At 73.5% G+C, this 25,954-nt stretch carries 19 protein-coding genes; 10 read left to right on the top strand and 9 right to left on the bottom strand.

From position 1 onward, the window contains the following. Positions 1 to 2: 2 nt before the first annotated feature. The 6 genes from IEZ20_RS16460 to IEZ20_RS16435 all read right to left on the bottom strand — a co-directional run bounded on the left by IEZ20_RS16460 (position 3) and on the right by IEZ20_RS16435 (position 8,463). On the bottom strand, positions 3 to 1,241 hold the full coding sequence (locus IEZ20_RS16460; protein ID WP_189299063.1) for an SGNH/GDSL hydrolase family protein: 1,239 nt from the start codon (positions 1,239 to 1,241) through the stop codon (positions 3 to 5). Between the two features lie 251 nt (positions 1,242 to 1,492). Further along, the gene (locus tag IEZ20_RS16455) at positions 1,493 to 2,890 is read right to left on the bottom strand and encodes a DNA-3-methyladenine glycosylase 2 family protein (protein WP_189299061.1); all 1,398 of its coding nucleotides are present in this window, start codon (positions 2,888 to 2,890) and stop codon (positions 1,493 to 1,495) included. A gap of 479 nt (positions 2,891 to 3,369) precedes the next feature. Continuing rightward, positions 3,370 to 4,464, bottom strand: a complete 1,095-nt coding sequence (rsgA, locus tag IEZ20_RS16450) for a ribosome small subunit-dependent GTPase A (RefSeq protein ID WP_189299059.1) — start codon at positions 4,462 to 4,464, stop codon at positions 3,370 to 3,372. Between the two features lie 255 nt (positions 4,465 to 4,719). Continuing rightward, the gene (locus IEZ20_RS16445; protein ID WP_189299057.1) at positions 4,720 to 6,201 is read right to left on the bottom strand and encodes a cellulose-binding domain-containing protein; all 1,482 of its coding nucleotides are present in this window, start codon (positions 6,199 to 6,201) and stop codon (positions 4,720 to 4,722) included. Positions 6,202 to 6,410: 209 nt separating this feature from the next. Then, positions 6,411 to 7,730 (bottom strand): radical SAM protein, encoded by a 1,320-nt coding sequence (locus IEZ20_RS16440; RefSeq protein ID WP_189299055.1) that lies wholly within the window; start codon positions 7,728 to 7,730, stop codon positions 6,411 to 6,413. A 58-nt stretch (positions 7,731 to 7,788) separates the two neighbouring features. Then, positions 7,789 to 8,463, bottom strand: a complete 675-nt coding sequence (locus IEZ20_RS16435) for a pyridoxamine 5'-phosphate oxidase family protein (protein ID WP_189299053.1) — start codon at positions 8,461 to 8,463, stop codon at positions 7,789 to 7,791. Positions 8,464 to 8,636: 173 nt separating this feature from the next. On the opposite strand from IEZ20_RS16435, the gene IEZ20_RS16430 reads away from it, so the two are divergent. From IEZ20_RS16430 to IEZ20_RS16385, 10 genes are all read left to right on the top strand, one after another. Then, entirely contained in the window at positions 8,637 to 9,926 is a 1,290-nt protein-coding gene (locus IEZ20_RS16430; protein WP_308434669.1) for an FAD-binding protein, read from the top strand. A gap of 144 nt (positions 9,927 to 10,070) precedes the next feature. Continuing rightward, complete coding sequence (locus IEZ20_RS16425) at positions 10,071 to 11,312, top strand: ROK family transcriptional regulator (protein WP_189299051.1); 1,242 nt, start codon at positions 10,071 to 10,073, stop codon at positions 11,310 to 11,312. An 11-nt stretch (positions 11,313 to 11,323) separates the two neighbouring features. Beyond that, positions 11,324 to 13,222, top strand: coding sequence for a glycoside hydrolase (locus IEZ20_RS16420; RefSeq protein WP_189299049.1), 1,899 nt, complete (start codon positions 11,324 to 11,326; stop codon positions 13,220 to 13,222). A gap of 265 nt (positions 13,223 to 13,487) precedes the next feature. Next, positions 13,488 to 14,750: an ABC transporter substrate-binding protein gene (locus IEZ20_RS16415; RefSeq protein WP_189299047.1), complete on the top strand. Its 1,263-nt coding sequence runs from the start codon at positions 13,488 to 13,490 to the stop codon at positions 14,748 to 14,750. A 20-nt stretch (positions 14,751 to 14,770) separates the two neighbouring features. Further along, complete coding sequence (locus IEZ20_RS16410; RefSeq protein WP_189299045.1) at positions 14,771 to 15,736, top strand: carbohydrate ABC transporter permease; 966 nt, start codon at positions 14,771 to 14,773, stop codon at positions 15,734 to 15,736. Beyond that, positions 15,733 to 16,599, top strand: coding sequence for a carbohydrate ABC transporter permease (locus IEZ20_RS16405; RefSeq protein WP_189299043.1), 867 nt, complete (start codon positions 15,733 to 15,735; stop codon positions 16,597 to 16,599). The genes IEZ20_RS16410 and IEZ20_RS16405 overlap by 4 nt, the downstream gene beginning before the upstream one ends. A gap of 12 nt (positions 16,600 to 16,611) precedes the next feature. Next, entirely contained in the window at positions 16,612 to 19,515 is a 2,904-nt protein-coding gene (locus IEZ20_RS16400; RefSeq protein WP_189299042.1) for a glycoside hydrolase family 2 TIM barrel-domain containing protein, read from the top strand. Between the two features lie 25 nt (positions 19,516 to 19,540). Then, a complete protein-coding gene (locus IEZ20_RS16395) occupies positions 19,541 to 20,857 on the top strand; it encodes a jacalin-like lectin (RefSeq protein ID WP_189299234.1) in 1,317 nt (438 codons plus the stop codon). A 56-nt stretch (positions 20,858 to 20,913) separates the two neighbouring features. Continuing rightward, positions 20,914 to 21,513 carry a TetR/AcrR family transcriptional regulator gene (locus IEZ20_RS16390; protein WP_189299040.1) on the top strand — a complete coding sequence of 200 codons (600 nt, stop codon included), beginning with the start codon at positions 20,914 to 20,916 and terminating at the stop codon, positions 21,511 to 21,513. Next, a complete protein-coding gene (locus IEZ20_RS16385; protein ID WP_189299038.1) occupies positions 21,510 to 22,226 on the top strand; it encodes an alpha/beta fold hydrolase in 717 nt (238 codons plus the stop codon). Before IEZ20_RS16390 ends, IEZ20_RS16385 begins: the two co-directional genes overlap by 4 nt. Here IEZ20_RS16385 and IEZ20_RS16380 read toward each other — a convergent pair. From IEZ20_RS16380 to IEZ20_RS16370, 3 genes are all read right to left on the bottom strand, one after another. Next, the gene (locus IEZ20_RS16380; RefSeq protein ID WP_189299036.1) at positions 22,160 to 22,972 is read right to left on the bottom strand and encodes an isocitrate lyase/PEP mutase family protein; all 813 of its coding nucleotides are present in this window, start codon (positions 22,970 to 22,972) and stop codon (positions 22,160 to 22,162) included. The two genes, IEZ20_RS16385 and IEZ20_RS16380, sit on opposite strands and share 67 nt — an antisense overlap. A gap of 9 nt (positions 22,973 to 22,981) precedes the next feature. After that, complete coding sequence (locus tag IEZ20_RS16375) at positions 22,982 to 24,769, bottom strand: DUF2264 domain-containing protein (RefSeq protein ID WP_189299232.1); 1,788 nt, start codon at positions 24,767 to 24,769, stop codon at positions 22,982 to 22,984. A 66-nt stretch (positions 24,770 to 24,835) separates the two neighbouring features. Continuing rightward, positions 24,836 to 25,876, bottom strand: a complete 1,041-nt coding sequence (locus tag IEZ20_RS16370; RefSeq protein ID WP_189299034.1) for a rhamnogalacturonan acetylesterase — start codon at positions 25,874 to 25,876, stop codon at positions 24,836 to 24,838. Positions 25,877 to 25,954: the final 78 nt, after the last annotated feature.

The following is a 25,954-nucleotide window of genomic DNA, read 5'->3' as shown; positions in this document are numbered from 1 at the left end:
CGTCAGGGTGCGCCGCGGCTGGTGGTGCGGGCGGTCGGAGCCAGGGCGCCGGCGGAGCTGTTCGCGGTCAGGGCGCGGTGGACCGTGTCGGCCACGGCGGCCATGCCGGCGTCGTTGAAGTGCAGGTGGTCGCCGGGGTCGTAGGCGGGCAGGATGCGCCCGGGGTCGGCCGGGTCGCGCAGGACGGCGTCGGCGTCGGCGACCGCGTCGAAGGCGCCCCCGGTGCGGATGAAGGCGTTCACCCGCTGCCGTACCTCCTCACCGGCGTCGGTCCAGGCGGGGTAACCGCGGTACGGGGTGAGGGTGACGCCGACGACCCGGATGCCGCGGGCGTGGGCCCGGGCCACCAGGGTGCGGTAGGCGGCCGCGAAGGCGGCGGGGTCGTCCGCCGCCGGGACGCCCTTGATGTCGTTGATGCCCTCCAGGACGACCAGGGACCGGACCCCGGCCCGGTCCAGGGCGTCGGCGTCCAGGCGGGCGAGGGCGCTCGGTCCGGTGCCGTCGCGCAGCAGCCGGTTGCCGGCGATGCCCGCGTTGAGGACGCCGATCCGCCGGCCGGACAGCCGCTGGGCGAGCCGGTCGGGCCAGCGGCTGTTGGTGTCGGGGGTGGAGCCGTTGCCGTCGGTGAGCGAGTCCCCGAACGCGACGACGCTGCCGGCGGCGGGCCCGCGGACGTCGACCCCGGTGACGTAGTACCAGCGGCTGGTGGTCTCCGTGTACGCGGTGCCGGTCTCGTCGGCGGCCCGGTCGGCGCCGGGCCGGGCCAGGTAGCTGGTCTGGAGGGCGGTGCGGTGGTAGGTGGCGGGCCCGGAGTCGTCCGGCGTGTACACGGTGACGAGCAGGTCGGCACCGGCCGGGGCGGACAGCGGCACCGGATCGGTCTCCGCGTCCGCGCCCGGCGGGACGGTCGTCTCCGGGGCGCCCTGGAAGGTGGCGGTGCGCAGGCTGCCGGGTACGGCGTCGGGGCCGGCGGCGCGGCGCAGGGCGACGGTGACCGCGCCGAGGTGCAGCGGCCCGGTGCCGAGCCGGTTGCTGAGCCGGACGCGGACGGCGGTGCCGCCGGCGCTGAGGTGGACGACGTTGCGGACGGCGGCGCCCGGCAGGGCGGCGGCGGTGCCGGAGGGCGCGGTCTCCCAACTGCCGGTCCACGGCGGTGGGGCCGGCTCGGCGACGGCCGGTGCCGTGAGTCCCGGCAGCAGTGCCGGGAGGAGGACCGCGAGGACCCGAACGAACCTGGCCATGTCTGCCCGCCCTTCCCCGAGGCCCGCCGGGGACTTCCCCGTGGCCCTCGGAGGCGACCGTGCCACACGGCCGGGCCCTGTCGCCGGAACATCGGTGCCGATCCACCCGCTCGGCGCAACGCCACGAACGACCGCGCGGCGAGCCGAAGAAGGGGCGGACGGTCAGCGGACCGGCTCTCCCGCCACGCGCACGTGCTGAACGGCGTACGACCAACGCGGCGGCCCGCACGGCCCGGAACGGGGGCGGACGGTCAGCGGACAGGCTCTCCCGCCACGCGCAGGTGCTGGACGGCGTACGACCGCCAGGGCCGCCAGTCGTCGGGGAGGCAGGTGCCGGGCGGGGCGACGTCGGGGTCGCCGAGGGCGCGGACGCGGAGGGCGGCGACGGTGGCCGGGTCCATGCCGGGCAGGGCGAGCAGGGCCTCCTCGGCGTCGTGCCGGTCCGCGCCCGGGTCCAGCCGTACGGTGCCGTCGGCGAGGGCGGCGGCGAGCGCCCCCAGCGGGCCGTGGGGCTCGGCCTCGGCGAGGACCGCGGGCTCCGGGAAGAGGTGGGTGAGGCCGCCGTGGGGCGCGTCGAGCAGCTTGCCGTACCGGCGCACCAGCTCCTCGGCGCCGTGGCTGCCGGCCAGGGCGCGGACGGCGGGTTCCAGCGGGTCCACGGCGCCGGGCGAGCGCAGGCCGGGCCGGGCCGCGACCAGCGGGGCGAGCCGGGGGTCGGCGCCGAGCCGCTCGTCGACCGCGTACGGGTCGGCGTCCAGGTCGAACAGCCGGCGCAGCCGCTGCACGGCGGTGGTGAGGTCCCGGGGGTCGGTGAGGTGCAGCCGGGCGTCGAGCCAGCCGCCCGGGTGGGTGCCGGTGCCGGTCCGGGGGGCGCGGGTGCGTTCCTGGACGGCGGCGAGGGCGGTGCCGTACGGCAGGCGCAGGGTTCGCCGGTAGGTGCGGGCGCCCGGGGCGCCGGTCACCTCCTCGACGCCGGGTACGGCCTCCCGCGCGAGCTGGTCGAAGACGGCGGCGGCCTGGTAGGGGCCGCGGTGGGCGAGCCGGAGCGGGATGCCGGTGCCGGGTGCGGCCCGGCGGGCGGAGCGGCCTTTGGGGGCGGCGGCCCGCAGCTCGGTCGGTGTCGCGGCGTACACCTCCTTGATGGTGTCGTTGAACTGCCGCACGCTGGCGAACCCGGCGGCGAACGCGATCTCGGTGACCGGCAGTTCGGTGGTCTGCAGCAGGACGCGGGCGGTGTGGGCGCGCTGGGTCCGGGCGAGGGCCACGGGCCCGGCGCCGAGTTCCGCGGTGAGCTGCCGCTGGACCTGCCGGGCGCTGTAGCCGAGCCGCGTGGCGAGCCCGGCGACGCCCTCGCGGTCCACGACGCCGTCGGCGATGAGCCGCATGGCCCGGCCGACGACGTCCGCGCGGACGTTCCACTCCGCGGAGCCCGGCACGGCGTCCGGCCGGCACCGCCGGCAGGCCCGGAAGCCGGAGCCCTGCGCGGCGGCGGCCGTCGCGAAGAAGCGCACGTTGTGCCGTTTCGGTGTCACGGCCGGGCAGCTGGGGCGGCAGTAGATGCCGGTGGTCCGGACGGCGAAGAAGAACACTCCGTCGAACCGGCCGTCCCGGCTCCGCACCGCCTCGTACCTGCTGTCCTCGTCCTTCACGCGTTCCAGTGTGGGCCGGGGAGGAGGGACGGGCCAGCGGAAATCGGACGCGGAGGTGACGGGTGCCGGGCGGACGCAGCCGGCGGTGCCGGGCGAGCGGAGCCGACGGGTGCCGGGCGGACGCAACTGACCGATGCCGGTCGAACGCAGCCGGCAGGTGCCGGGCGACGCAACTGACGGGCGCCGGGCGGACGCAGCCGGCGGTGCCGGGCGAGCGGAGCCGACGGGTGCCGGGCGGACGCAACTGACCGATGCCGGTCGAACGCAGCCGGCGGGTGCCGGGCGACGCAACTGACGGGCGCCGGGCGGACGGTACCGGCGGATGCCGAGCGAACGCAGCTGACGGGGGCCGATCGGGCGGAGCCGGCCGGTGCCGGGCGGGCCAGCCGGTCCGTCCGGTGGTGCGGGGACGAGGCCCGCGGGGCCGGAGCGGGGGCCCGGGGGCGACGGCCCCCGGACGCCCGCGGCGGTACCGGCCCCTACGTCCACGGCCCCCGCTTGGCCCGCATCGCCGCCCTCCCTTCGGCTCCCTTCCGCTTCCAGTCCCGCCGAAGCTCCGCACGGACCCGCGCGTCGGTCTTGGCGACGATCCACTGGTTCTCCCGCATGAGCTTGCGGTAGCTCTCCAGCCGCCGCTCGGGCAGCTCCCCGTTCTCCACGGCAAAGCGCACCGCGCAGCCCGGCTCGGTCTCGTGGGCGCAGTCGTGGAACCGGCAGCCCCCGGCGAGTTCCTCGATCTCGGAGAACACCTGCCCGACACCGGTCTCCGCGTCGAAGAGGCCGACGCCCCGCAGCCCGGGAGTGTCGATGAGGACCCCGCCGGAGGGCAGGGCGAGCAGGTTGCGGGTGGTCGTGGTGTGCCGCCCCTTGCCGTCGACGTCGCGGGCCGCCCGCACGTCCATGACGTCGGCGCCGACGAGCGCGTTGGCGAGGGTGGACTTGCCCGCGCCGGACTGGCCGAGCAGCACGCTCGTACCGGAGCCGGCGAGTGCCACGAGCGTGTCGAGCCCGTCGCCGTGCAGGGCGCTGACGGCGAGCACGGGCACGCCGGGCGCGCTGGTCTCCACGTCCTGCACGAGGTGGGCGAGGGTGACCGGGTCCGGCACGAGGTCGGCCTTGGTGAGGGCGACGACGGGCTGGGCGCCGGACTCCCAGGCGAGGGCGAGGAAGCGTTCGACGCGGCCGAGGTCGAGTTCCAGGGCGAGGGACACGGCGACCACGGCGTGGTCGACGTTGGCGGCGAGGATCTGCCCCTCGGACCGCTTGGAGGAGGTGGAGCGGACGAAGGCGGTGCGGCGCGGCAGGTAGGCGCGGACGTACCGCGGGTCGCCGTCGGGGTCGACGGCGACCCAGTCCCCCGTGCACACGACCTTCATCGGATCGCGGGGCACGACGAACTCGGTGTCGGCGCGGACGGTTCCGTCCGCGGTGACGATGTCGCACTGGCCGCGGTCGACCCGGACGACCCGGCCGGGCAGCAGTCCGTCGGCGGCGTACGGGGCGAACGCGTCGGCCCAGGCCTCGTCCCAGCCGTAGGGAGCCAGTGCGGAGAACACAGCAGAGGTGGAAGTCAAGGGAGACCCTTCACAAGGGTGGCCCCGGTCGGGCGCGTGGGGTGCGCCGGCGCGTTCGGTGCGCGCGGTCGGTTCAGCCGGTGGCCACGGAGGTGGACTTGAGGAGTTCCTGGATGCGGGCAGCGCCCGGCACAGTGACTGCCATCGGTCGACACCTCCTCGTCCTCGCTCGCGTGTGCGCACACCACCTCGGCATGCCCGGCAACTGTAGCCCGCCGAGGGGCTCGTGCGTCAAAGGGTTTTTCCGGCGGGCTCTCAGCCGACCGTGCAGGGCTCCCCGTTGAGTGCGAAGGCACGCGGGGTGCGGTTGGTGTCCGCCCAGGTGCCGAGGAAGCCGAAGGACAGGGTGCCGTGCGCGGCGACCGTCCTGTTGTAGTCGGCGGCGGTGGCGGTGACGCGGGAGCCGTTCTGCCGGACGGTGGCGTCCCACATCTGGCCGACCTGCTGGCCGTCGCGGAAGGTCCAGGACAGCTGCCAGCCGCTGAGGGCCCTGTCGGTGGTGACGGAGACGGTGGCCTGGAAGCCGTCGGGCCACTGGCTGTCCAGTTCGTAGGCGACCCGGCAGCCGGGCGACGGGGTGGCGGCGGGTGTGCCGGCGGGTGTGGCGGCGGGGGCGGAGCGGTGCGTGGCGGAGGAGGTCCCCTGGGGTTCGGGGTCGGGCTTCTTCCGGCGGGGGGTGTCCGGCGTGGGGCTCGGGGAACGGGGGGCGGCGGACGAGCGGGTGGGGCGGGGCGCCGTGCTGGACAGGTCCGGGTCGGCGACCGGCTGCCGGTCGTCCTGGGCGGCGGCGGTGCCGTCGCCGGAGTCGCCGAACGGCATCATCGACACGCCGAGCGCCAGTGCCGACAGCAGGACCGCGGCGGCGATGAGCCCGCCGCGCAGCACCCGGCTGCGGCCCGTGCCCTCGTCGGGGCCGGCGGGCTCGGCGGTGCCCGGGCGGCCCGCGCCGAGGCGGACCTCGGTGGCGCGGCGGCGCCGCTCCAGGTAGGCGAGGCCGCCCCAGCCGATCACTCCGCCGGCCAGCGCGGCGGGCAGTCCGCCGCCGTGCAGGCGCAGGCAGGCGGCGGCCTCGGCGCACCGCACGCAGGTGGCGAGGTGCCGGGAGAGGTCGTTCGGGGTGTCGGCGACGGCCGAGCGGGTGACCGCGTCCAGCAGACGGGCGTAGCTGCGGCACTGCGCGTCCATCGGGGAGTCGAGGTGGGCACGGTGGCAGCGGTCCCGGAACAGGGTGCGGACCTGGTCGAGCTCGTCGGCGACGGTGGCCGGTTCCAGGCCGAGCCGGCGGGCCACGGTGGGCAGCGGGAGCGCCTCGACCTCGGCCAGCCAGAGCAGCGCGGCGTCCGCCTCCTGCATGTCCCGCAGTCCGCGCAGCGCGACGGGGCGCCCGAGCGGTGGTCCCGAATACCGCGCGGCGGCCTCGGAGTTGAGCCACAGCCGCAGGTCGGGGTCGAGCCGGTGGCCCTGTCCGTCGGCCTCCCAGGCGGCGGCGGTGGTGCGTACGGCGGTGAGCAGCGCCGGGATCGTCGGCAGCCGTGCGGTACGCCGGCCGGCGCCGCGCACGTGGGTGTGCGCGGCGGCACGGACCTCGCGCATGCCGAGCGTGAACGCCTCGGTCGCCAGTTGCTGGGCCGTCAGGGACCCGGAGGTGCACAGGTCCGCGTACGAGAGCACCGCGTCCCAGCACTCCGAGAACAGCGCGGCCTCGGTGTCGTCCTGGGGGGTCGGCAGGTCGGGCATGGGACTCCTGCATCCACGAGCGAGGTCAACTCACCAAAGGGAAAAGGGGAGTTAAGGGGAACCTCGCGGCAGCGCACAGAGCCTTTCACGTTCTCGACACAACTGACAAGCGGCCTGTTCACATCCGGCTACCGAGGGTGGTGGCTGGTGTGCGCGTCGCTACGGCCCCGCAGCTCCGGCCACTGGTACGGACGCGGACGCGGTTTCGCTCACGCGGGTACGGCGTCGTCCGCGGGCAGGCTGTCCATGAAGGAGCTGACGGAGAACACCGCGCGGCCGGGGCCGGGCGGGCCGTAGCCGGGCGGGGAGGACAGGCCGAAGTCGTCCATGGTCTGCCGGTAGGCCTGCAGCAGCCGGATGTGGTACTCCAGCGGGGCGCCCTGCGGGTTGGCCTTGCCGAGCGGGGTGGTGGGCTCCGGGCACCAGGTCGTGAAGCGGGGCGTGATCCCGTGCGACATGAAGAAGCGCAGGCCCTCGGTGGTGGAGTCGATGGCCTCGTCGACGGTGGTGAAGCCGAACGGCTCGGCCATCTCCACGCCGGCCACGAAGTTCGGGATCACGTTGCGCGCGCCGAACACCTCGGCGGAGTCCAGGATGCGGCGGTGCCACTCGTCCCGGCCGACGTACCGCTCCTTGCCGGGGCAGTACAGCTCGAACAGCCGGCGGTCCCACACCTCGAAGTTGGGGTGGTAGATCTGCACGCCGTAGTCCTTGAACCGCTGCACGTCCGCCTTGGGCAGCGCCTGCGCGACGACCTTGCCGATCCAGCGGCCCGGGAAGCGCTCCTCGATGGCCTTGGCGTAGTGGCCGTAGAAGTCGGCCTCGTCCCGGCCCGCCACCTTCGACGTGATCGCGCCGCCGGTGAGGGTGTAGGCGGTGGAGGCCTTCTGGGTGTCGTAGCGGTCGATGATCTCCAGCGCCTCCAGGACCTCCTCCACGTCCTTGACGCCGGTGTACGGCCGGCCGGCCGCCTTGTGCTGGCGCCAGTTGTGGTTGATGTCGCAGTACTGGCACTCCTCCTTGGCGCCGAAGTACTGGCAGACCCGGAAGACGGTGAGGTAGATCAGGTAGCCCCACTGGATGGTCGGCGCGACCTCCATCACGGACTTCCCGTTGGACAGGGTGTGCCGGTAGTACTCGGGCATCGGCGGCACGCCGACGTCGGCGATGCGCCTGCCGTCGAGGTAGAGCCCGAGCAGTCCCTCCTCGTCGGCGGCGACCCGGTAGGGCGAGGCGGGGTTCACCCGCACGGAGACGACCGTACGCCTCAGGTCGTACGGGCCGCCGGTCAGGATGATCTCCTCCGGGGGCCGGCGCAGCGCGGCCTCGCCCAGTTCGGGCAGGGTGCCGTGGTCGAAGGAGAAGATGAAGTACGACTTCGGCTTGACGTCCCCGCCCTCGTTGTCGCTGAGGGCGGACCGGTCGAAGGCGACACCGCCCCGGAGCAGGTCCTCCTTGAAGACGGCCTCCCGCGGCACGTGCGGGAACCGCTCCATCAGATCCTCGACCAGCGCGGTACGACTGCCCATCCGTCTGTCTCCTCCCGGTTCAGGCGTACGCATCTCACCGTATGCCCCCGTCACGGGCTCATCCCCGCCGGGTCCCCGCCCGGCGCGCGATGTGTTCGGGTACGGCGGTCCCGGGCGGCAGGGCCGGGTCGGGTACGGGAGCGCCCCAGGATCGGGTCAGCGGGAGAACGCCCGCCCACAGACCGAGGGCCGCGTCGGGGCCGTCGCCGTCGTCGGGGGCGCCGGTGCGGATCTTGACGGAGGCCTCCTCCAGGGAGAGGGCGAGGAGGGTGGTGGCGGCGAGTTCCCTGCGGTTCGGGCGGCGGGCGTACGACCACTGTCCGGGGGTCGCGTGCTCGGTGAGCCGGCGCAGCCCCTCCAGCTTCTCGTCGGGGTCGGTGACCTTGCGCGCGTCGCCGTGGATCACGGCGCTCCGGTAGTTGACCCCGTGCTCGAACACGGACCGGGCGAGCACCAGCCCGTCGACGTGCGTGACGGTCACACAGACCGGGAGGCCGCCGGCGAGGCTGCGGCTGGCCACGGACCCGTGGAGGTACAACTGCCGCTCGTCCCGCCCGTACACCGTCGGCACGACCAGGGGCCGTCCGTCGACCACCACACCCAGGTGGCAGACGAAACCGGCGTCCAGGATCGCGTCGAGATCGGCCCGCTCCAGGCTGCCCTGCTCGCGCAGGCGGCGGTGACGGGTGCGGTCGGTCTCGGGGAGGCGGGTGGGGAGGGGGTTGGAGGTCATGCGCGCGACGCTATCGAAAGAGACAGGTACCGGCCAGATTTTTTGCGAATTCCAGGGCCTGACGCAGTTGAGGCAACGATATCCGTTGATCCGTCGTCCGGGGCCGTTTCCACGGCGGCTCGCGCCGGATGAGAGGGTCAGGGGACACGCAACTCTCCTGGAGGGACGCACGGATGACCGAGACAGCGGACATGGGGACCCGGGACGGCGCGGGCGCGCCCACCAACTGGGCGCGCACCGTCACGTACGCGGCGCGGGAGTTCCACCGTCCGCGTACGCCGGAGGAGCTGGCGGCGCTGGTACGGGACAGCATGCGGGTGCGGGTGCTCGGCAGCGGGCACTCCTTCAACCGGATCGCGGACCCGGGCCCGGACGGCGTCCTGATCTCCACCGCCGCCCTGCCCCGGACCGTCGACGTGGACACGGCGGCGCGTACGGTCCGGGTGGCGGGCGGGGTCCGCTACGCCGAACTGGCCCGGGCGGTCCACGCGCACGGGCTCGCCCTGCCCAACATGGCCTCATTGCCGCACATCTCGGTGGCCGGTTCGGTGGCGACGGGCACGCACGGCTCGGGCGTGCGCAACGGCCCGCTGGCCTCGGCGGTCCGGGAGCTGGAGATGGTCGTCGCGGCCGGCGATCCGGGGACGATCGGCCGGGACGACCCGCGGTTCGACGGCTTCGTGACCTCCCTCGGCGCCCTCGGCGTCGTCACCGCCCTCACGCTCGACCTGGAGCCGGCGTACGAGGTGGAGCAGCGGGTGTACACCGAACTACCGCTGGAGGGCCTGGACTTCGAGGCCGTGGCGGCCGCCGGGTACAGCGTGAGCCTGTTCACGGACTGGCGGCGGCCGGGCTTCCGGCAGGTGTGGGTCAAGCGGCGCACGGACCGGCCCGCGGTGGACTTCCCGTGGGCGGCGCCCGCGCCCGGCCCGCTGCACCCGGTACCGGGCATGCCCGCGCGCAACTGCACCGAGCAGCTCGGTGTGCCGGGGCCGTGGCACGAGCGGCTGCCGCACTTCCGGGCGGAGTTCACGCCGAGCAGCGGGGAGGAGATCCAGTCGGAGTACCTGCTGCCGCGGTCGGCGGCCCTCGACGCGCTGCACGCGGTCGACGGCATCCGGGAGACGGTCGCCGGGGTGCTGCAGACCTGCGAGGTGCGGACGGTCGCCGCCGACACGCAGTGGCTGAGCCCGGCCCACGGACGGGACTCGGTCGCGCTGCACTTCACCTGGGTGCGGGACGAGGCGGCCGTGCTCCCGGTGGTGCGCCGGCTGGAGGAGGTGCTGGCGCCGTTCGACCCGCGCCCGCACTGGGGGAAGGTCTTCGAGATCCCCCCGACCGTGCTCCGCGGGCGGTACGCGCGGTTCGACGACTTCGCGTCCCTGGTCCGTCACGTGGACCCGTCCGGCACGTTCGCCAACGCCTTCGTGCGGGACCTCCTCGGGCACCCCGGCCACCGGTAGCCACCGGGGCCTCCGGCCGACTTCCTCCAGCCCCTTTCCTAACCCCTTGTCGAAAGTCCCTCCCTGCCCATAGCCTGACGCCCGCGCCGGTGCCGAAGCCGCCCCGGCCTGGACGGGTCCGGACGGGACGGGAGGGGCAGCCGCGTGAAGCGCACGTCACGTGACATCCGCACCGCGAACCGCTACGAGGTGCTGCGCCAGATCATCGCCGAGTCTCCCACCTCCCGGCAGGAGCTGGCCGCGGCCACCGGGCTGAGCCTCGCCACGGTGGCCACGCTCGTCGGCGAGCTGCTGGACCTCCGGATGATCACCGAGGTCGGTTTCGAGGACTCGGCCGGGGGCCGCCCCCGGGGGCTGGTCGCGGTCAACGCGTCGGGGGGCGCGCTGATCGGCGTGGACATCGCCGAGACGTACGTCCACGTCGAGCTGTTCGACCTCGCGCTGAACGTGCTGGCCCGGGCCGACGAGGACATGCGGCCCGGGGAGAGCCGGCCCGAGCAGGTGGTCGGGCACGTCGCCGCCGCGGTCGGCTCGGTGGTCGCCCAGGCCGGCGTCGAGGCGGCCCGGGTGCTCGGCGTCGGCGTGAGCGTGCCGGGCCAGGTGGACCGGGACACCGGGATCGCCGAGTACGCGCCCAACTGGGACTGGCACGACGTGCCGCTGCTCGACCTGCTCGCCGAGCACATCGCCTACCCCCTCCACCTGGACAACCCGCTGCGCGCCTGCGCCGTGGCCGAGCTGTGGTTCGGGGCGGCGCGGGGCCGCGGGGACGCCGTGGTGGTCAACCTCGGCACCGGCGTCGGTGCCGGCCTGGCCCTCGGCGGCGGGCTGCACCGGGGCGTGAGCAACAGCGCCGGCGAGTGGGGGCACACCACGCTCGTCCTGGACGGCCGGCTGTGCCACTGCGGTAACCACGGCTGTGTGGAGACGTACGTCGGCGCCCCCGGCATCATGCAGAACCTGCGCGAACTCAGCCCGCGCTCGGTCCTGTTGCACCCGGAGGACCAGACCGCCACCATCGACGCGCTGGCCGCCGCGGTCGCCGAGAGCGACCCGGTGGCGCTCAAGGTCGTCCGGGACACCGCCCGCTACCTCGGCGCCGGCATCGCCGACCTGGTCAACCTCCTCAATCCCGAAGTGGTCGTGCTCAGCAGCTGGGTGGCCGCCCGGCTCGGCGAGCCGCTGCTCGAAGAGGTCCGTCAGGCGGTCGCCCGGCACGCCCTGCGCCGGCCGCTGGCCGCCACCGAGATCGTCCTCTCCCCGATCCCCACCGATCCGGTGTCCCTCGGCGCGGCCACGTTCGCGCTGGAGGGGGCGCTGCAGTCCGTCGGGCAGAGGGCAGTGAAACGCACCCACGCAAGGAGCCGTACCGCACCGCCTTCATGACGACGGAAGGGATGCACGTGTCTCACCCCCGCACCTCCCTCTCCCATCCCAGGAGATCCCTCCTGCTGACCGCCCCGGCCGTGCTGGCCGTCACGGGAGCCCTGCTCGCCTCCCCGCCCGCGGGTGCCGCCGGCACCGCCGCCACCGCCGGCACCACCGCCACCGCCGACGCCCCGGTCGCCGCCGAGGTCTCCCCGCACGCCGCGCAGACCATCGACAACATCGGTGCCTCCGGCGCCTGGTGGGTCAACGACCTGAAGAACTTCGACCCGGCGGTCCGCGCCCGGGTCGCCGGACTGCTCTTCTCCAAGGACGGCCTGGCCCTCAGCTCCTACCGCTACAACATCGGCGGGGGCGGCACCGGAGTGACGTACGCGCCGCGCGCCCCGGAGGACTTCCTGGCACCGGACGGCGGCCACGACTGGAGCAGGGACGAGGCCGGCCGCTACTTCCTCTACGCCGCCGCGAAGTACGGCGTGAAGGACCTGATCGGCTTCGTCAACAGCGCGCCCGCCGCGTGGAAGACCAACGGCAAGAGCTGCGGCGGCCACCTGAAGGCGGAGAACGAGCGGGACTTCGCGGCCTATATGGCCGACGTCACCGACCACTTCGCGCGGCAGGGCGTCCGGCTGGACTACATCAGCCCGTTCAACGAGCCGACGAACAGCTTCGACTCGTGCGGCCAGGAGGGCATGCTGGTCGACGTCCCGCAGCGTGACGACATCGTGCGCGCGCTCGGCGCCGAGCAGAGGGCCCGGCACCAGAAGACGACGATCATCGCGGACGAGTCGACCAGCACGGTGAAGTTCAACTCCGAGGTCCCGCAGTGGATCTCGCAGCCGGGCACCGCGCGGTACGTCGCCAAGCTGGCCCACCACACGTACGACAACCCGAGCGACGCCGACCGCGCGCAGGTGTACGAGACGTCGAAGGCGGCCGGCAAGGAGTCCTGGTCGACGGAGATCTGCTGCTTCGGCAAGGGCGGCACCGGCTGGGCGCAGGAGTACGACCCCACGATCGACGGCGGCCTGAACCTGTCCCGGATCGTCCACAAGGACTTCGCGACCGCCCACGACTCGGCGTTCCAGTGGTGGGTGGCGCTGTCGGAGATGATCGGCAGCGACCCGAACGCCCGGAACGACGAGGGCTGGAACGACGGGCTGATCTACTACGACCCGGACTACGCGAAGAACGGCAACCAGACCCTGTACCTCACCAAGCGCTACTACGCGCTCGGCCAGTACAGCAGGTTCGTGCGGCCGGGCGCGGCCCTGCACAACGTGACCGGGGCGCCGGACGGCGTGGAGGTCTCGGCCTACGACAGGAACGGCACCTGGGTCGTGGTGGTCAACAACCACAACACCTCCGGCACCGCGCTGAAGCTGCACTTCAACAGCGGCTCACCGGTGCGCGCCCGGCAGGCCGTGCGGACCTCGGCCGACGAGAACTGGGCGGCGGTCGCGAAGCCGTCGGTGGCCGGCGGCACCCTGTCCGCGACGCTCGCGGCCCGTTCGGTCACGACGTACGTCCTGGAGGGGAAGGGACACGGCAGTACGGCCCTGAGCGGTGCCCTGGTGGGCGGTCAGTCGGGCAAGTGCCTGACGGCCGACGCCTCGGGGGCCGTGCTCGCCGCCTGCACGGGCGCGGCCGGGCAGGCCTGGTCGTACGACGCCCGGGGCACCCTGAAGGGCGCCGACGGCTATCTGACGGCGACGGGTCCGGGCCTCGCGGCCTCGGCCTCGTACAGCGGTGACGCCACCCAGCGGTGGCTGCTGAACGGCAACGGGCAGATCGTGAACGAGGCGTCGGGCAGGTGCCTGGACGTCAGCGGGCAGGCGACGGCCGACGGCAGCGAGGTCGTCCTCTACCGCTGCACAGGCGGCGCCAACGAGGCCTGGACCAGGCGCTAGCGCGACTCCCCCGTACCGAGGGCCGCCGGCCACTCCCCTGCCCCGGCGGCCCTCATCTCGCGCTGCCCGCACGCCCGTTCGTGATTCCGAACCGCGTACAACAAGTCGTACCCACTTCGTCCAACCCCTTGCCGAAGCATTAGCCGAAGGTTAGCGTCCCGCACCACGCCCCCGGTGCGGGCCGCCCGGCCGACGCCGGCGGGGCCGCCGGGCGGGAGAGCCGCACCGTCGAACTCGACGCACTCCACAGACAAGGACGTCAGCAATGTCGGCACAGAGCAGCACCTGGGACCGCCGATCGATACTCCGGGCCGCCGCGGGCCTGGCCGCCGCCGGCACGCTCGCCGCGTGCGGCAGCAACAACGGCCGGGGCGGCGGCTCCGGCTCGGGCAAGCAGCTCGTCCAGTACTTCCACGCCTACGGCGAGCCGGGCACCGAGCAGGCCGTCAAGCGCTACGCGAAGGCCTACACGAAGGCGGACGTGACCACGCAGTGGATCACCGGCTCCAACTTCGAGAGCAAGCTCTTCGCCTCCCTGCTGACCGGCCAGGCGCCGGACCTGTTCGAGTTCCACCCGCAGATCCAGCTGGTCAGGAGCGGGCAGGTGGCGGACCTGACCGACATCATCGGGCCGGCCAAGGACGACTTCAACCAGGCCGACATCCAGTCGCACACCGTCGACGGCAAGATCTACGGCGTACGGATGATCGACGACCCGCAGTTCTTCTTCTACCGCAAGTCGATGCTGGAGAAGGCGGGCGTCGAGCCGCCGCAGACGCTGGACGAGCTGATCGAGGCCGCCGCCAGGCTCACCACGAGCAAGGTCAAGGGCCTGTTCCTCGGCAACGACCTGCACGCGGTGATCAACCCGCTGATCTGGTCGGCCGGCGCCGACACCCTGAACGAGAAGAACGAGATCGCATACCACACCGACGGGGTGGTCCAGGGCCTGAAGCAGATGCGGAAGCTGTTCACCAGCGGCCATCTGCTGCTGGACGCCCCGGCCGACTTCTGGGACCCCTCCGCCCTCAACCAGGGGCTGTGTGCCATCCAGTTCTGCGGCATGTGGGCCATGCCGCAGTTCCAGCAGGCCCTCGGCGACGACCTCGGCGTCATGCCGTTCCCGAAGGTCGGCGACGCGGGCAAGCCGTCCGTCTACAACGGCGGCTGGTCGGTGTTCGTCAACGCCAAGGGCCGGCACGTCGACGCGGCCAAGGAGTACGTCAAGTGGCTGTGGATCGACCAGAAGAAGTACCAGGAGGACTGGGCGACCTCGTACGGCTTCCACATCCCGCCGCGCACCTCCATCGCCCGGTCGGCGACCACGCTGAAGTCGGGTCTGCCGGCCGAGGGCGTGAAACTGTTCAACCAGTACGGGCACTTCGACAACATCGGCTGGACCCAGGCGATGATCACCGCCACGGAGGACGTCTTCGCCGACTGCGTCCGCAAGGGCGGTGACCCGGAGGCCGCGCTCGACCAGTGCGACAGGACGGTCGGCGCCGAGCTGAAGAAGCTGTTCGGATAGGCCGCCGGACGGATCACGCCATGCCGACCACCACCACGCGCGGGGTCACGAGCCCCGCCCCGGCCAAGGCCGCCGAAGCCCGGCCGCGGCGGGGGCTGCGCGGCAGCCGCACCTTCAACTTCTGGCTCTTCTCCGCCCCGTTCCTGATCGGGCTGGCCGTCTTCGTCTACGTCCCGATCGGCTGGAGCCTCTACCTCAGCTTCTTCGAGGCCCGCTTCACCGTCACGCCCAGCGATTTCGTCGGGCTGGGCAACTACCGCGAGATCCTCTCCGACAGCGGGTTCACGGGCTCGCTCGGCACCTTCACCGTCTTCGCCGCGTTCATCGTGCCCACCACCTGGGCGCTCTCCCTGGGCCTCGCCCTGCTCGTGAACCGGCTGCGGTTCATGCGGGCGTTCTACCGGTCGGTGTTCTTCCTGCCGACCGCGTGCAGCTACGTCGCGGCCTCGCTGATCTGGAAGATGTCCCTCTTCAACGGCGTCCGCTTCGGCCTGGCCAACACGGTGCTCGGCCTGTTCGGCGTCGACAACACCGCCTGGCTCGCCAACCCGGACCCGCCCTGGTACTGGCTGGTGATCATCACCGCCCGGCTGTGGCTCCAGTCCGGCTTCTACATGATCCTGTTCCTGGCCGCGCTCCAGAACATCCCGCAGGAGCTGTACGAGGCCGCCGCCATCGACGGCGCCAAGCGCGGCTGGCAGACCTTCCGGTACATCACCCTGCCGCAGCTGCGGGCCACGTCCACGGCCGTGGTCCTGCTGCTGCTCGTCGCCGCCTACCAGGCCTTCGACGAGTTCTTCAACCTGCTGGCCAAGACGACCTGGGGCCGCCCGCCGCTGGTCGAGCTGTACTACACCGCCCTCGGCCAGGACCAGAACTACGGCAAGGGCAGCGCCGGAGCCGTCGTACTGACCGTGCTGATCTGTGTCGTCACCCTGTTCCAGGGCAGGATCATGGGCTTCGGAAGGGGTGAGGAGTCGAAGTGACCACGACCGCACCCGACACCGGCAGGCGCACCCGGCGCGGCGGGGTGATGAGCTCCACCGGCCTGTACGTCGCCACCAGCGTCGCCGCGCTCCTCTTCCTCGTCCCCTTCTACCTGCTGATCCGCAACGCCCTGTCCACCGACCCGGAGATCACCGGCGAGAACTGGAAGTTCTTCCCGACCGACATCCGGTGGGGCAACATCACCGAGCCGTTCGAGGACCCGACGGTCGACTTCGGCCGGTCGATGGGGAACTCGCTGGTGATCGGCGTCCTGCACACGGTCGGCACCCTGTTCGTCTGTTCGCTGGCCGGCTACGCCCTCGCCCGTATCCCCTACCGGCACGCCGACAAGGTCTTCTACGCCGTGCTGGTGACCCTGATGGTCCCGGCCGCGGTCACCTTCGTCCCCAGCTTCGTGCTGGTGTCGTCGCTCGGCTGGGTGGACAGCTACCGGGGACTCGTCGTCCCGGGGCTCTTCAGCGGTTTCACCTGCTTCCTGTTCCGGCAGTACTTCCTCGGGTTCCCGAAGGAACTGGAGGAGGCGGCGCGCGTGGACGGGCTCGGCTACTGGGGCGCGTACTGGCGTGTCGTGGTGCCGAACTCGCTGAACTTCTTCGCCGCCATCGCCACGATCACCTTCATCAACGGCTGGAACGCCTTCCTGTGGCCGCTCGTCATCGGCCAGGACCCGAGCGCCTGGACCGTCCAGGTCGCGCTGTCGTCGTACATGACCAACCAGACCGTCAACTACCACCTGATCTTCATGGCGACCGCCATCTCGATCCTGCCCCTGCTGTTCGTGTTCCTCTTCCTCCAGCGCTGGCTGGTGCAGGGGATCGCGCAGACCGGCATCAAGGGCTGAGCTAGGAGACCGATGTATTTCCGTGCGACCACCGCCTACGTCGAGGACGTCTCGCCGGGTACGGGGGCGCTGCCGCCCCGCGCCTGGTACGCGTCCTCGGACGCCGCGTCCCTCTCCCTGAACGGGAGCTGGCGCTTCAGACTGTCGGACACGGCCGACGCCGAGGACGACTCCTTCGCGGCCGAGGGGTACGACGCCGGTGACTGGGCGGAGGTCACGGTCCCCGGTCACTGGGTGCTCCAGGGCCACGGCTCCCCCGTCTACACCAACCACCTGTACCCGTTCCCGGTCGACCCGCCCCGGGTGCCCACCGAGAACCCGACCGGCGACCACCTGCGCGTCTTCGACCTGCCCGCCGGCTGGCCGGCCGACGGCGGTGCCTTTCTGCGCTTCGACGGCGTGGAGTCCTGCGCCCGGGTCTGGCTGAACGGCACCGAGCTGGGCGAGTTCAAGGGCTCGCGGCTGCCGCACGAGTTCGCCGTCGGGCACCTGCTGAAGCCCGGCGGAAACGTCCTGGCCGTCCGTGTGCACCAGTGGTCGGCGGGCTCCTACCTGGAGGACCAGGACCAGTGGTGGCTGCCGGGCATCTTCCGGGACGTCACCCTGCTGCACCGCCCGGCGGACGGCGTCCGGGACTTCTTCGTGCACGCCTCCTACGACCACGTCTCCGGCACCGGCACCCTCCGCGTCGACTCCGAGGTGCCGGGCCGGGTCACGGTCCCGGATCTCGGCGTCGACGTCGCCACCGGTGAGCCGGTGACCGTCCCGGTCGAGCCGTGGACGGCGGAGACACCGAGGCTGTACGACGGCGTGCTGGCCAGCGGGGGCGAGCGGGTGCCGCTGCGCATCGGCTTCCGTACGGTGGCGCTCTCGGACGGCCTGATCACGGTGAACGGCCGCCCGGTGCTCTTCCGGGGCGTCAACCGGCACGAGTGGCATCCGGAGCGGGGCCGCGCCCTGGACCTCGCGACCATGCGCGAGGACGTGCTGCTGATGAAGCGGCACAACATCAACGCGGTCCGCACCTCCCACTACCCGCCGCACCCGGCCTTCCTCGACCTGTGCGACGAGTACGGCCTGTGGGTGATCGACGAGTGCGACCTGGAGACGCACGGCTTCACCGAGCAGGGCTGGCGGGACAACCCCGTCGACGACGACCGCTGGACCCCGGCCCTGCTCGACCGGGCGGCCCGCATGGTCGAGCGGGACAAGAACCACCCGTCGGTCGTCATCTGGTCGCTGGGCAACGAGGCCGGCACCGGCCGGGGCCTGACCGCGATGGCCGAGTGGATCCACGGCCGCGACACCTCCCGGCTCGTGCACTACGAGGGCGACCCCGGCTGCCGGGACACGGACCTGTACTCGCGCATGTACGCCGACCACGCCGAGGTCGAGCGGATCGGCCGGGGCCTGGACGGCGGACCCCGCAGGCGCCGCGAACTCCCCTTCATCCTCTGCGAGTACGCCCACGCCATGGGCAACGGCCCCGGCGGACTCGCCGACTACCAGCGGCTGTTCGAGGCCCACGACCGGCTCCAGGGCGGCTTCGTCTGGGAGTGGATCGACCACGGCATCGCCCACCCGGAGCTGGGCTTCGCCTACGGCGGCGACTTCGGCGAGGAACTGCACGACGGCAACTTCGTCTGCGACGGCCTGCTGTTCCCGGACCGGAAGCCCTCCCCCGGCCTGGTCGAGTACCGGAAGGTGATCGAACCGGTCGCGATCGGCGGCGACGGCACGGCCGGCACGGTCCGGATCACCAACAAGCACGACTTCGCGGACCTGTCGGCACTGGCCTTCTCCTGGTCGTACGAGGTCGAGGGCGAGACGGTGGACTCCGGCACCCTGTCGGTGCCCGCGCTGGCGCCCGGCGAGTCCGCCGAGGTCAAGCTGCCCGCCGTACCGGCCGGGGCGCCGGCCGGTGAGGCCCACTGGACGGTCCGGGCGGTGCTCGCGGCCGGCACGGCGTGGGCACCGAAGGACCACGTCGTCGCCTGGGGGCAGCTCCCGGTGTCGGCGCGCCGGGTACCGTACGTCGCCGCGACCGCCCGCCCGGTCCCCGGGGACGGTCGGATCACCCTCGGCCCGGGCGTGTTCGACGCCCGCACCGGGGCGCCGCGGACGATCGGCGGGGTGCTGGTCACGGGGCTGCGGCTGGACGTGTGGCGGGCCACGACCGACAACGACGACGGTGCCGCCTGGCAGAGCGACCTGCGCTACGGGCTGCTGTGGCGCACGCTCGGCCTGCACCGGATGCGGCACCGCCTGGACGCGGTCGAGGCGGGCGAGGACGCGCTGACGGTCCGCACCCGGGTGGCGCCGGCCGCCCGGGAGCTGGGGCTGTCGACGGTGTACCGCTGGACGTCGGACGGGGACCGGCTCCGGCTGACCGTGTCCACCACCCCGGACGGCGACTGGACGGTCCCGCTGCCCCGGCTCGGCATCCGCTTCCGGCTGGCCGCGGCGGACGCCGTGCGCTGGTACGGCGGCGGCCCCGGCGAGGCCTACCCGGACACGCGGTCGGCGTCCCGGATCGCCCGCTGGCAGTCGACGGTGGACGGCATGCAGACCCCGTACGTCCGCCCCCAGGAGAACGGCGCCCGGATCGACGTCCGGTGGGCGGAACTGGGCGGCCTGCGGATCGAGGGCGACCCGGTGTTCTTCCTCACCGCCCGCCGCTGGACCACCGAGCACCTGGACGCCGCGGCCCACCGCACCGACCTGGTGCCCGACGGCGGCTTGGCCGCGGGCGTCTGGGTCAACCTGGACCACGCCCAGCACGGCATCGGCTCCCAGTCCTGCGGCCCGGCCCCGCTGCCCCGGTACCACCTGCGGGCCGAACCGGCGGAGTTCTCGTTCGTCTTCTCCGCGACGGAAAGCGTTTTCTCAACTCCCCTTCAAAAACAGGCCGGTTGACGTGACCATGGGTCGCATGCGACCCATGGGACGACTCCTCGGCACGCTCGCCGCCGGCCTGCTGGCCGTGTCCGGGCTCACCGCCTCGACCGGTACCGCGCAGGCCGCCGAATCCGGCGGGTTCAGTGTCCTGACGTACAACGTGGCCGGACTGCCGGAGGGCCTCAGCTCCAGCCATCCGGCCACCAACACCCCGCTGATCTCACCGAGGCTGGCGGGGTACGACATCGTCAACGTCCAGGAGGACTTCAACTACCACGCGGCGCTCTACGCCGGCGACCACCACCCCTACCGCACGGCGACGAGCGGCGGTGCGGGCTTCGGTGACGGCCTCAACACCCTCTCCGACCGCCCGTTCGAGGACGTCGAGCGGGTGCGGTGGAACGACTGCACCGGCACCAACTGCCTGACCCCGAAGGGCTTCACCCTGGCCCGGGTACGGCTCGCCGAGGGTGTCTACGTCGACCTGTACAACCTGCACCCCAACGCCGACGACACCGCCGACGCCCTGGCCGCGCGCCGCGCCAACATCGCGCAGCTGTCGGCCTTCATCCGGGCCAACTCGGCGGGCAACGCGGTGATCGTGATGGGTGACACCAACACCCGGTACACCCGCGCCGGCGACACCATCCGCACGCTCGTCACCGACAACGGCCTGACCGACGCCTGGGTGCGGCTGGTCAGGGGCGGTACGGCCCCCGCCCAGGGCGCCGACCCGCTGCTGTGCCCGGCGTCCGCGCCACCCGACGACTGCGAGGTGGTCGACAAGGTCCTCTACCGCGGCAGCGCCCTGGTCTCCCTGACCGCGACCCGCTACCACGACGAGTGGGCGTCGTTCCTCGACGCGGCCGGCGGCAACCTCTCCGACCACTTCCCGCACACCGTCGACTTCTCCTACACGCCGAGCCCGAAGCTCCGGGCGAGCGATTTCTTCGGCGGCCCGCACGGCACGGCCTTCAACGACGCCGACGACCTCCCGGCGGCCCCCTCCCCGCGCACCCTCACCCTGCGCGGCGGCGCCCGCCTGGACGCCGTGTCCCTCACCCACGACGGCGGGACGGCCCTCACCCACGGCGGCGCCGGCGGTACGGCCGCCTCCCTCACCCTGGCCGCCGGCGAACACCTCACCTCGGTGAAGCTCACCGAGGGCCAGAAGGACGGCCGTACCCGCCTCTTCTCGGCCGCTTTCACCACCGACCGGGGCCGCACCCTCTCGGCGGGCACCCCGACCACCGACACCACCGCCTTCACGGCCCCCGCCGGCTGGCAGATCGTGGGCTTCACCGGCCGCTCGGGCGAGGAGGTCGACAAGCTGGGGGTGCTGTACGCGCCGATCGGCTGACACCCGGTTCCTAGATACCCTAGGATAAATCCTAGGGATCCAAGGGAGGTGGGCGTATGGCCCGGGCAGGGCTCAGTGCCGAACGGGTGGTGGCGGGTGCCGCGGAGCTGGCGGACGAGGCCGGGTTCGAGAACCTCAGCGTCTCCGCGCTGGCCCGCCGCTTCGGCGTCAAGGACGCGAGCCTGTACTCGCACGTCCGCAACCTCCAGGACCTGCGCACCCGGCTCGCGCTGTACGCGGGCGGTGAGCTGATCGACCGGATCGCGGCGGCCGTGGCCGGCCGGGCGGGCAAGGAGGCGCTGACGGCGTTCGCCGGCGCCTACCGGGGCTACGCCCTGGAGCACCCCGGCCGGTACGCGGCCACCCAGATCCGCGTCGACCAGGCCCTGATCGCCGACTCCCCCGCCCTGCGCCGCACCGCGCAGATCACCTACGGCATGCTGCGCGCCTACGGCCTCGAGGAACCGGACCTGACGGACGCCGTGCGCCTGCTGCGCAGCACCTTCCACGGCTACTGCGTACTGGAGAGCGCGGGCGGCTTCGGCGCGGACCGGGACGTACGGGCCTCCTGGGACAAGGCGGTCGACGCCCTGCACGTCGCCCTCACCCACTGGCCGCGCGAGAACGGGGAGCAGAGGGGAGCGGAGGACCGATGACCGGCACGCCCCCCTACGACGTCACGGGCTCCGGTCCCGTGCTGCTGCTCGTGCCGGGCGGTGCCGGGCATCCGATGGGCCTCGGACCGCTCACCGAGCGGCTGGCCACGCGTTTCACCGTCGTGACGTACGACCCGCTGGGGCTCGCGCACGGCAGGCTCGGCGCGCCGGTCACCGAACAGCGGGTCGCGGACTGGAGCGAGGGCGCGCGGCGGGTACTCGAGGAGGTGCTGCCGGCGGGCGCGTCGGCGTCCGTGTTCGGGACCAGCTCCGGCGGCATCGCGGCCTTGGACCTGCTCCTCCGGCACCCCGGACGGCTGGCGCACGTGGTCGCGCACGAGCCGCCGTGCGTGACCGTCCTGCCGGACGGGGCGGCCCGGCGGGCCGAACTGATCGACCAGCTCGACGGGCCCGGACGGCCGCCCGCCGAGGGCGACTCGGCGACCCCGATGGGTGTCTTCCTGGGCCGGGTGCTGCGCCCGTTCACCGCCTACGTGCCCGCCGCCGTCCCGCCCCCGGGCCGGCTCACCATCGCCGCCGGCACCGGCTCGCGCGGACAGCTCCTGCACCGGACGGCCGAGTTCCTCGCCGGACGGCTGGGGTGTGCGTTCACCGAGTTCCCGGGCGGGCACCTGGGCACGCTGGATCACCCCGTGGAGTTCGCCGACGCGCTCACCGGGACGCTGCGCTCCAGTGCGCGGACGTCGGCGTAGGACGGGGTCGTACCGCCCGGTGTCCGCCCGGCCGCGATGTCGGCCACGGCGTCGAGGGCCGCGCCGAGCGCCCGCCGGTACAGCAGCGAGCCGAGGCTGACGCGGCGCACGCCGAGGTCGGCGAGGCGGGCGACCGTGGGGCCGGCGGGCGAGTACAGGACGTTGAGCGGGACGGTGGTGTGCCGGACCAGGGCGGCGATGCGCCCGGGGTCGGTCACGCCCGGGACGAAGACCCCGTCGGCGCCCGCCTCCTGGTAGGCGTCGAGCCGGCGCAGGGTGTCCCTCTCGTCACCGTCGCCCGACCAGTACGTGTCCGTGCGGGCGTTGACGAAGAGACCGGGCACGGCCGCCTTCACGGCGGCGATCTTCGCCGCGTGCCGGCCGGCCGGGCCCAGGCCGTCCTCCAGGTTGATGCCGACGGCGCCCGCGGTCCACAACTCGCCGGCCAGCGCGGCCACGTCGTCCGGGTCGTCGCTGAAGCCGCCCTCGGCGTCGACGGAGAGGAGCCACGGCCCGGAGCCGAGGGCCAGGGCGAGCCGGACGGTGTGCTCGCGGGTCGCCGCCTCCCCGTCGGGCAGGCCGACGGCCGCCGCGACCGCGAGGCTCGTCGTGGCGATCGCCGGGAACCCGCGGGCGGCGAGGGCGGCGGCCGAGGCGTGGTCCCAGGCGTTGGGCAGCAGCAGCGGCTCGCCCGGACGGTGGTGGAGGCCGGCGAAGGAGGCGGCGGGGGCGGGCTCTGGGGTCATACGGCCACGCTAGGCCCCGGACGGTTCGGTCCCCGCCGAACCGTCCGGTGTCCCTCCCTCCTCCCCCGGTCGGAGCGGCGCCACCGACCACGCGTCGGCCGTCGCCCCGTCCGGCGCCGCGAACCGGAAGGCGGCGCTCTCGCCCGCGGACCAGCTCACCCGCACCTCGTGGCCCGGCTTCCCGGCGTCGTCCTGCCGCACCGCCACGGACACCAGCTCCGCGAGCGGCAGCGGGTCCGGCTCCCCGGTGAGCCGGGCGAGCGCCACGAAGAGCGTGGCCCCGCCGTCCCCCGTCACCCCGGTCAGCTCCGCCGACAGGCCGGAGACCGGGGCGAGTTCGCTCCGTACGCCCGGCGCGTCCGGCCAGCCCGTCACCCGCACCGGGGTCCCGGGCGCCGCACCCGCCACCAGATGGGCCCGCACCTCCACGGCACCGCGGACCACCACCAGGCTGGTCACGGTGACCCCGGTGCCCGCGGTGTGCCGGGAGGCGATCCACCCCTCGCCCGTGCCGAGCGGTTCGATCCCCGTGCGGCTCGGATCACCGCCGACGATCACGCTGTTGTCGTACGACGGCGCGGGCGCGGTGGCGGTCGAGTAGGCGAGCCGGGTGTAGTAGGGGTCGTAGCGGACGTCCTCGCTGCCGTGGTTGTGCAGCCGGACCAGGCCGTCCGAACGGGTGGACTGCAGCAGCCAGTTGGGGACGGGCACGGGGTGTGCCGCGTCGGCGCGGTCGGCCGGTCCGGGCTGTTCCGGCGCCGTCCAGACCTCGTGCTCCGGCGGCAGCAGCAGGCCGAGGAAGCCCTTGCTCGCCCAGTACGGCGAGGCGGGTCCCGAGTAGTTCTGCACCAGGGACTCGTCGGGGCCGAGCCAGCCGAGCGGCAGCAGGCCCCGCTCGTCGACCGCGCCGCCGTCCAGGAAGTACCGCAGCGCGCCGGAGGCCAGGCGCCGGGTCTCCCCCGGGGGCAGGGGGGTGTGTCCGGTGAGGGCGCCGAGCCAGAGCGGGGCCGTCGTCGCGAAGCGGTAGGTCAGGGAACGGCCCTGGTGCACCGGGGCGCCGTCGGCGCCGAAGAGGCGGGCGTAGTCGGCGAGATGGCGGGAGAGCCGTCGGCCGTACCGGTCCAGCAGGTCGCCGTCGTCGGCCAGCCAGGCGTGGAGGACCGTGTACAGGTGCATGGCCCAGCCGTTGTAGTAGTCGAACTTCCGGCCGTCGCCGTCGGTGTACCAGCCGTCGCCGAGGTACCAGCCCTCGACCCGCTCCAGCCCCCGGTCGACCGCCCTGCGCGCCGCCTCCTCCCGGTGGCCGGTCTCCAGGAGGAAGCCGCCGACGGTGACCGGGAACAACTCCCAGTTGCACGGCCAGGGTTCGGCGGTGAGCGCGTCCGCCAGCCAGGCGGCGGTCCGCTGGCGCACCGCGTCGTCCAGGCGGTCCCAGAGCAGCGGCCGGGTGAGCCGCAGGGCGAGCGCGACGGAGGCGGACTCGACCAGCGGCTGGCTGCGGTCCGTGATGCGCGGCCAGACCCCGCCGGGACCGGCCGCGAGGCCCTCGGCGTACCGGCCGAGCGCGGTCTCGTCGCGGCGGAACGCGGCCAGCAGCAGCGTGCGGGCGTACCCTTCGAGCCCGTCGGAGACCCGGCCGGAGTGGCTCGCCCGGGTGCCCGGCAGGTGGTAGAGGGCGCGGTCGGCAGTGGCGTACGGCTCCACCGCGGCGAGGAGGGCGTCGGCGGCGGCTTCCCAGTGGGCGCGGGTGTAGCCGGTGCGGGGGCTGGACGCGCGGTCGTCGGCGGGCAGTCGGATCACGGCGGTGGTCTTCCTTCCTGGGGGCCTGGGACGCCCCGGTTCCGGTCGGAGCGCCCCAGGGCTTCATCCCACCCGCACGGCGCCCTCGGGCACCAGACGCAGGGCGAGGAGTTCGTCGCGGACGAGGCCCGCGTAGACGGTGGCGCCGTGCGCGGAGGTGTGCGTGTTGTCGCGCTTCTCGTCGGAGAGGTAGAGGGCCTTGGAGCCCTCCGGTCCGAGGGACTCCACCAGCGCCTTGGTCTTCGCCGTGAGATCGACCAGCGGGACGTCCTCGGCGGCGGCGAGCGCGCGGATGACGGCCGGGTGGTCGACGCCGAGGCCGTTGACCAGCAGGGCGGTGGGGTTGTTCAGGGTGCCGTCGGCGTTGAACCAGCGGCGGACGACCGGGGTGACGAGCACCGGCTCGCCGCCCTTCTCGCGGATGCCCGCGACCAGTGTCTCCAGGTTGGCGCGGTAGGTCGCACCGTCGGTCGTCTTGTCGTTGTGGGCGAGCTGGACGAGGGCGAGGTCGCCGGGCCGGATCCGGGACTGGACGGTGGCCCACAGCCGCGGGTCCCGCAGGTAGGTGACGGTGCTTTCGCCGGAGTCGGCGTGGTTGGCGACGGACAGGCCCTTGCGGAGGTACTGCGGGAGCTGCTGGCCCCAGCCGGAGTAGGGGTCGGCGGGCTGGTCGCAGACGGTGGAGTCGCCGATGAGGACGATCCGGCGGGTGTGCGAGGCGGGGGTGACCCTGATGCCGGCGAGGGCGGGCGCGGAGCCGCCGAGTGCCAGGTCCAGGCCGGGGGTTCCGTCGGGGCCGGTCGGTTCGCCCTCGGGGGTGCGGACGTCGACGGTGAAGCTGCGGGTGACGTGCTCGCCGGCCGGTACGGCCGTCTCCGGCAGGAGCGAGCGCCGGGTCTCGCCGGTGACGCGGGTGCTGGACGCCGTCGCGCCGCCGAGCCGGACCGTGACGTCGTAGGTGCCCGGCGGTACGTCGAAGTGACAGGCGCCGGCCGTGCAGTGCTCGATGCCGAGCGGGCGGCCCGTGCGGGCCTGGGCGGGTGTCGCGGTCAGGGCGGCGCCCAGGGCGGCCGGCACCAGCAGGGCGGCTGTGACGCGTCTCATGAGCGGCTCCTCCGTCGGCCGAACCTCGGCCGACCCGAGACCGTACCGCTCCGGACAAGCGCTTTCTAGCCCTGGGTG

The organism is Streptomyces cinerochromogenes (assembly GCF_014648635.1).
GTDB lineage: Bacteria > Actinomycetota > Actinomycetes > Streptomycetales > Streptomycetaceae > Streptomyces > Streptomyces cinerochromogenes.
The sequence above is the reverse complement of the archived record's forward strand: the minus strand, read 5'-3'. Positions and strand labels throughout refer to the sequence as shown.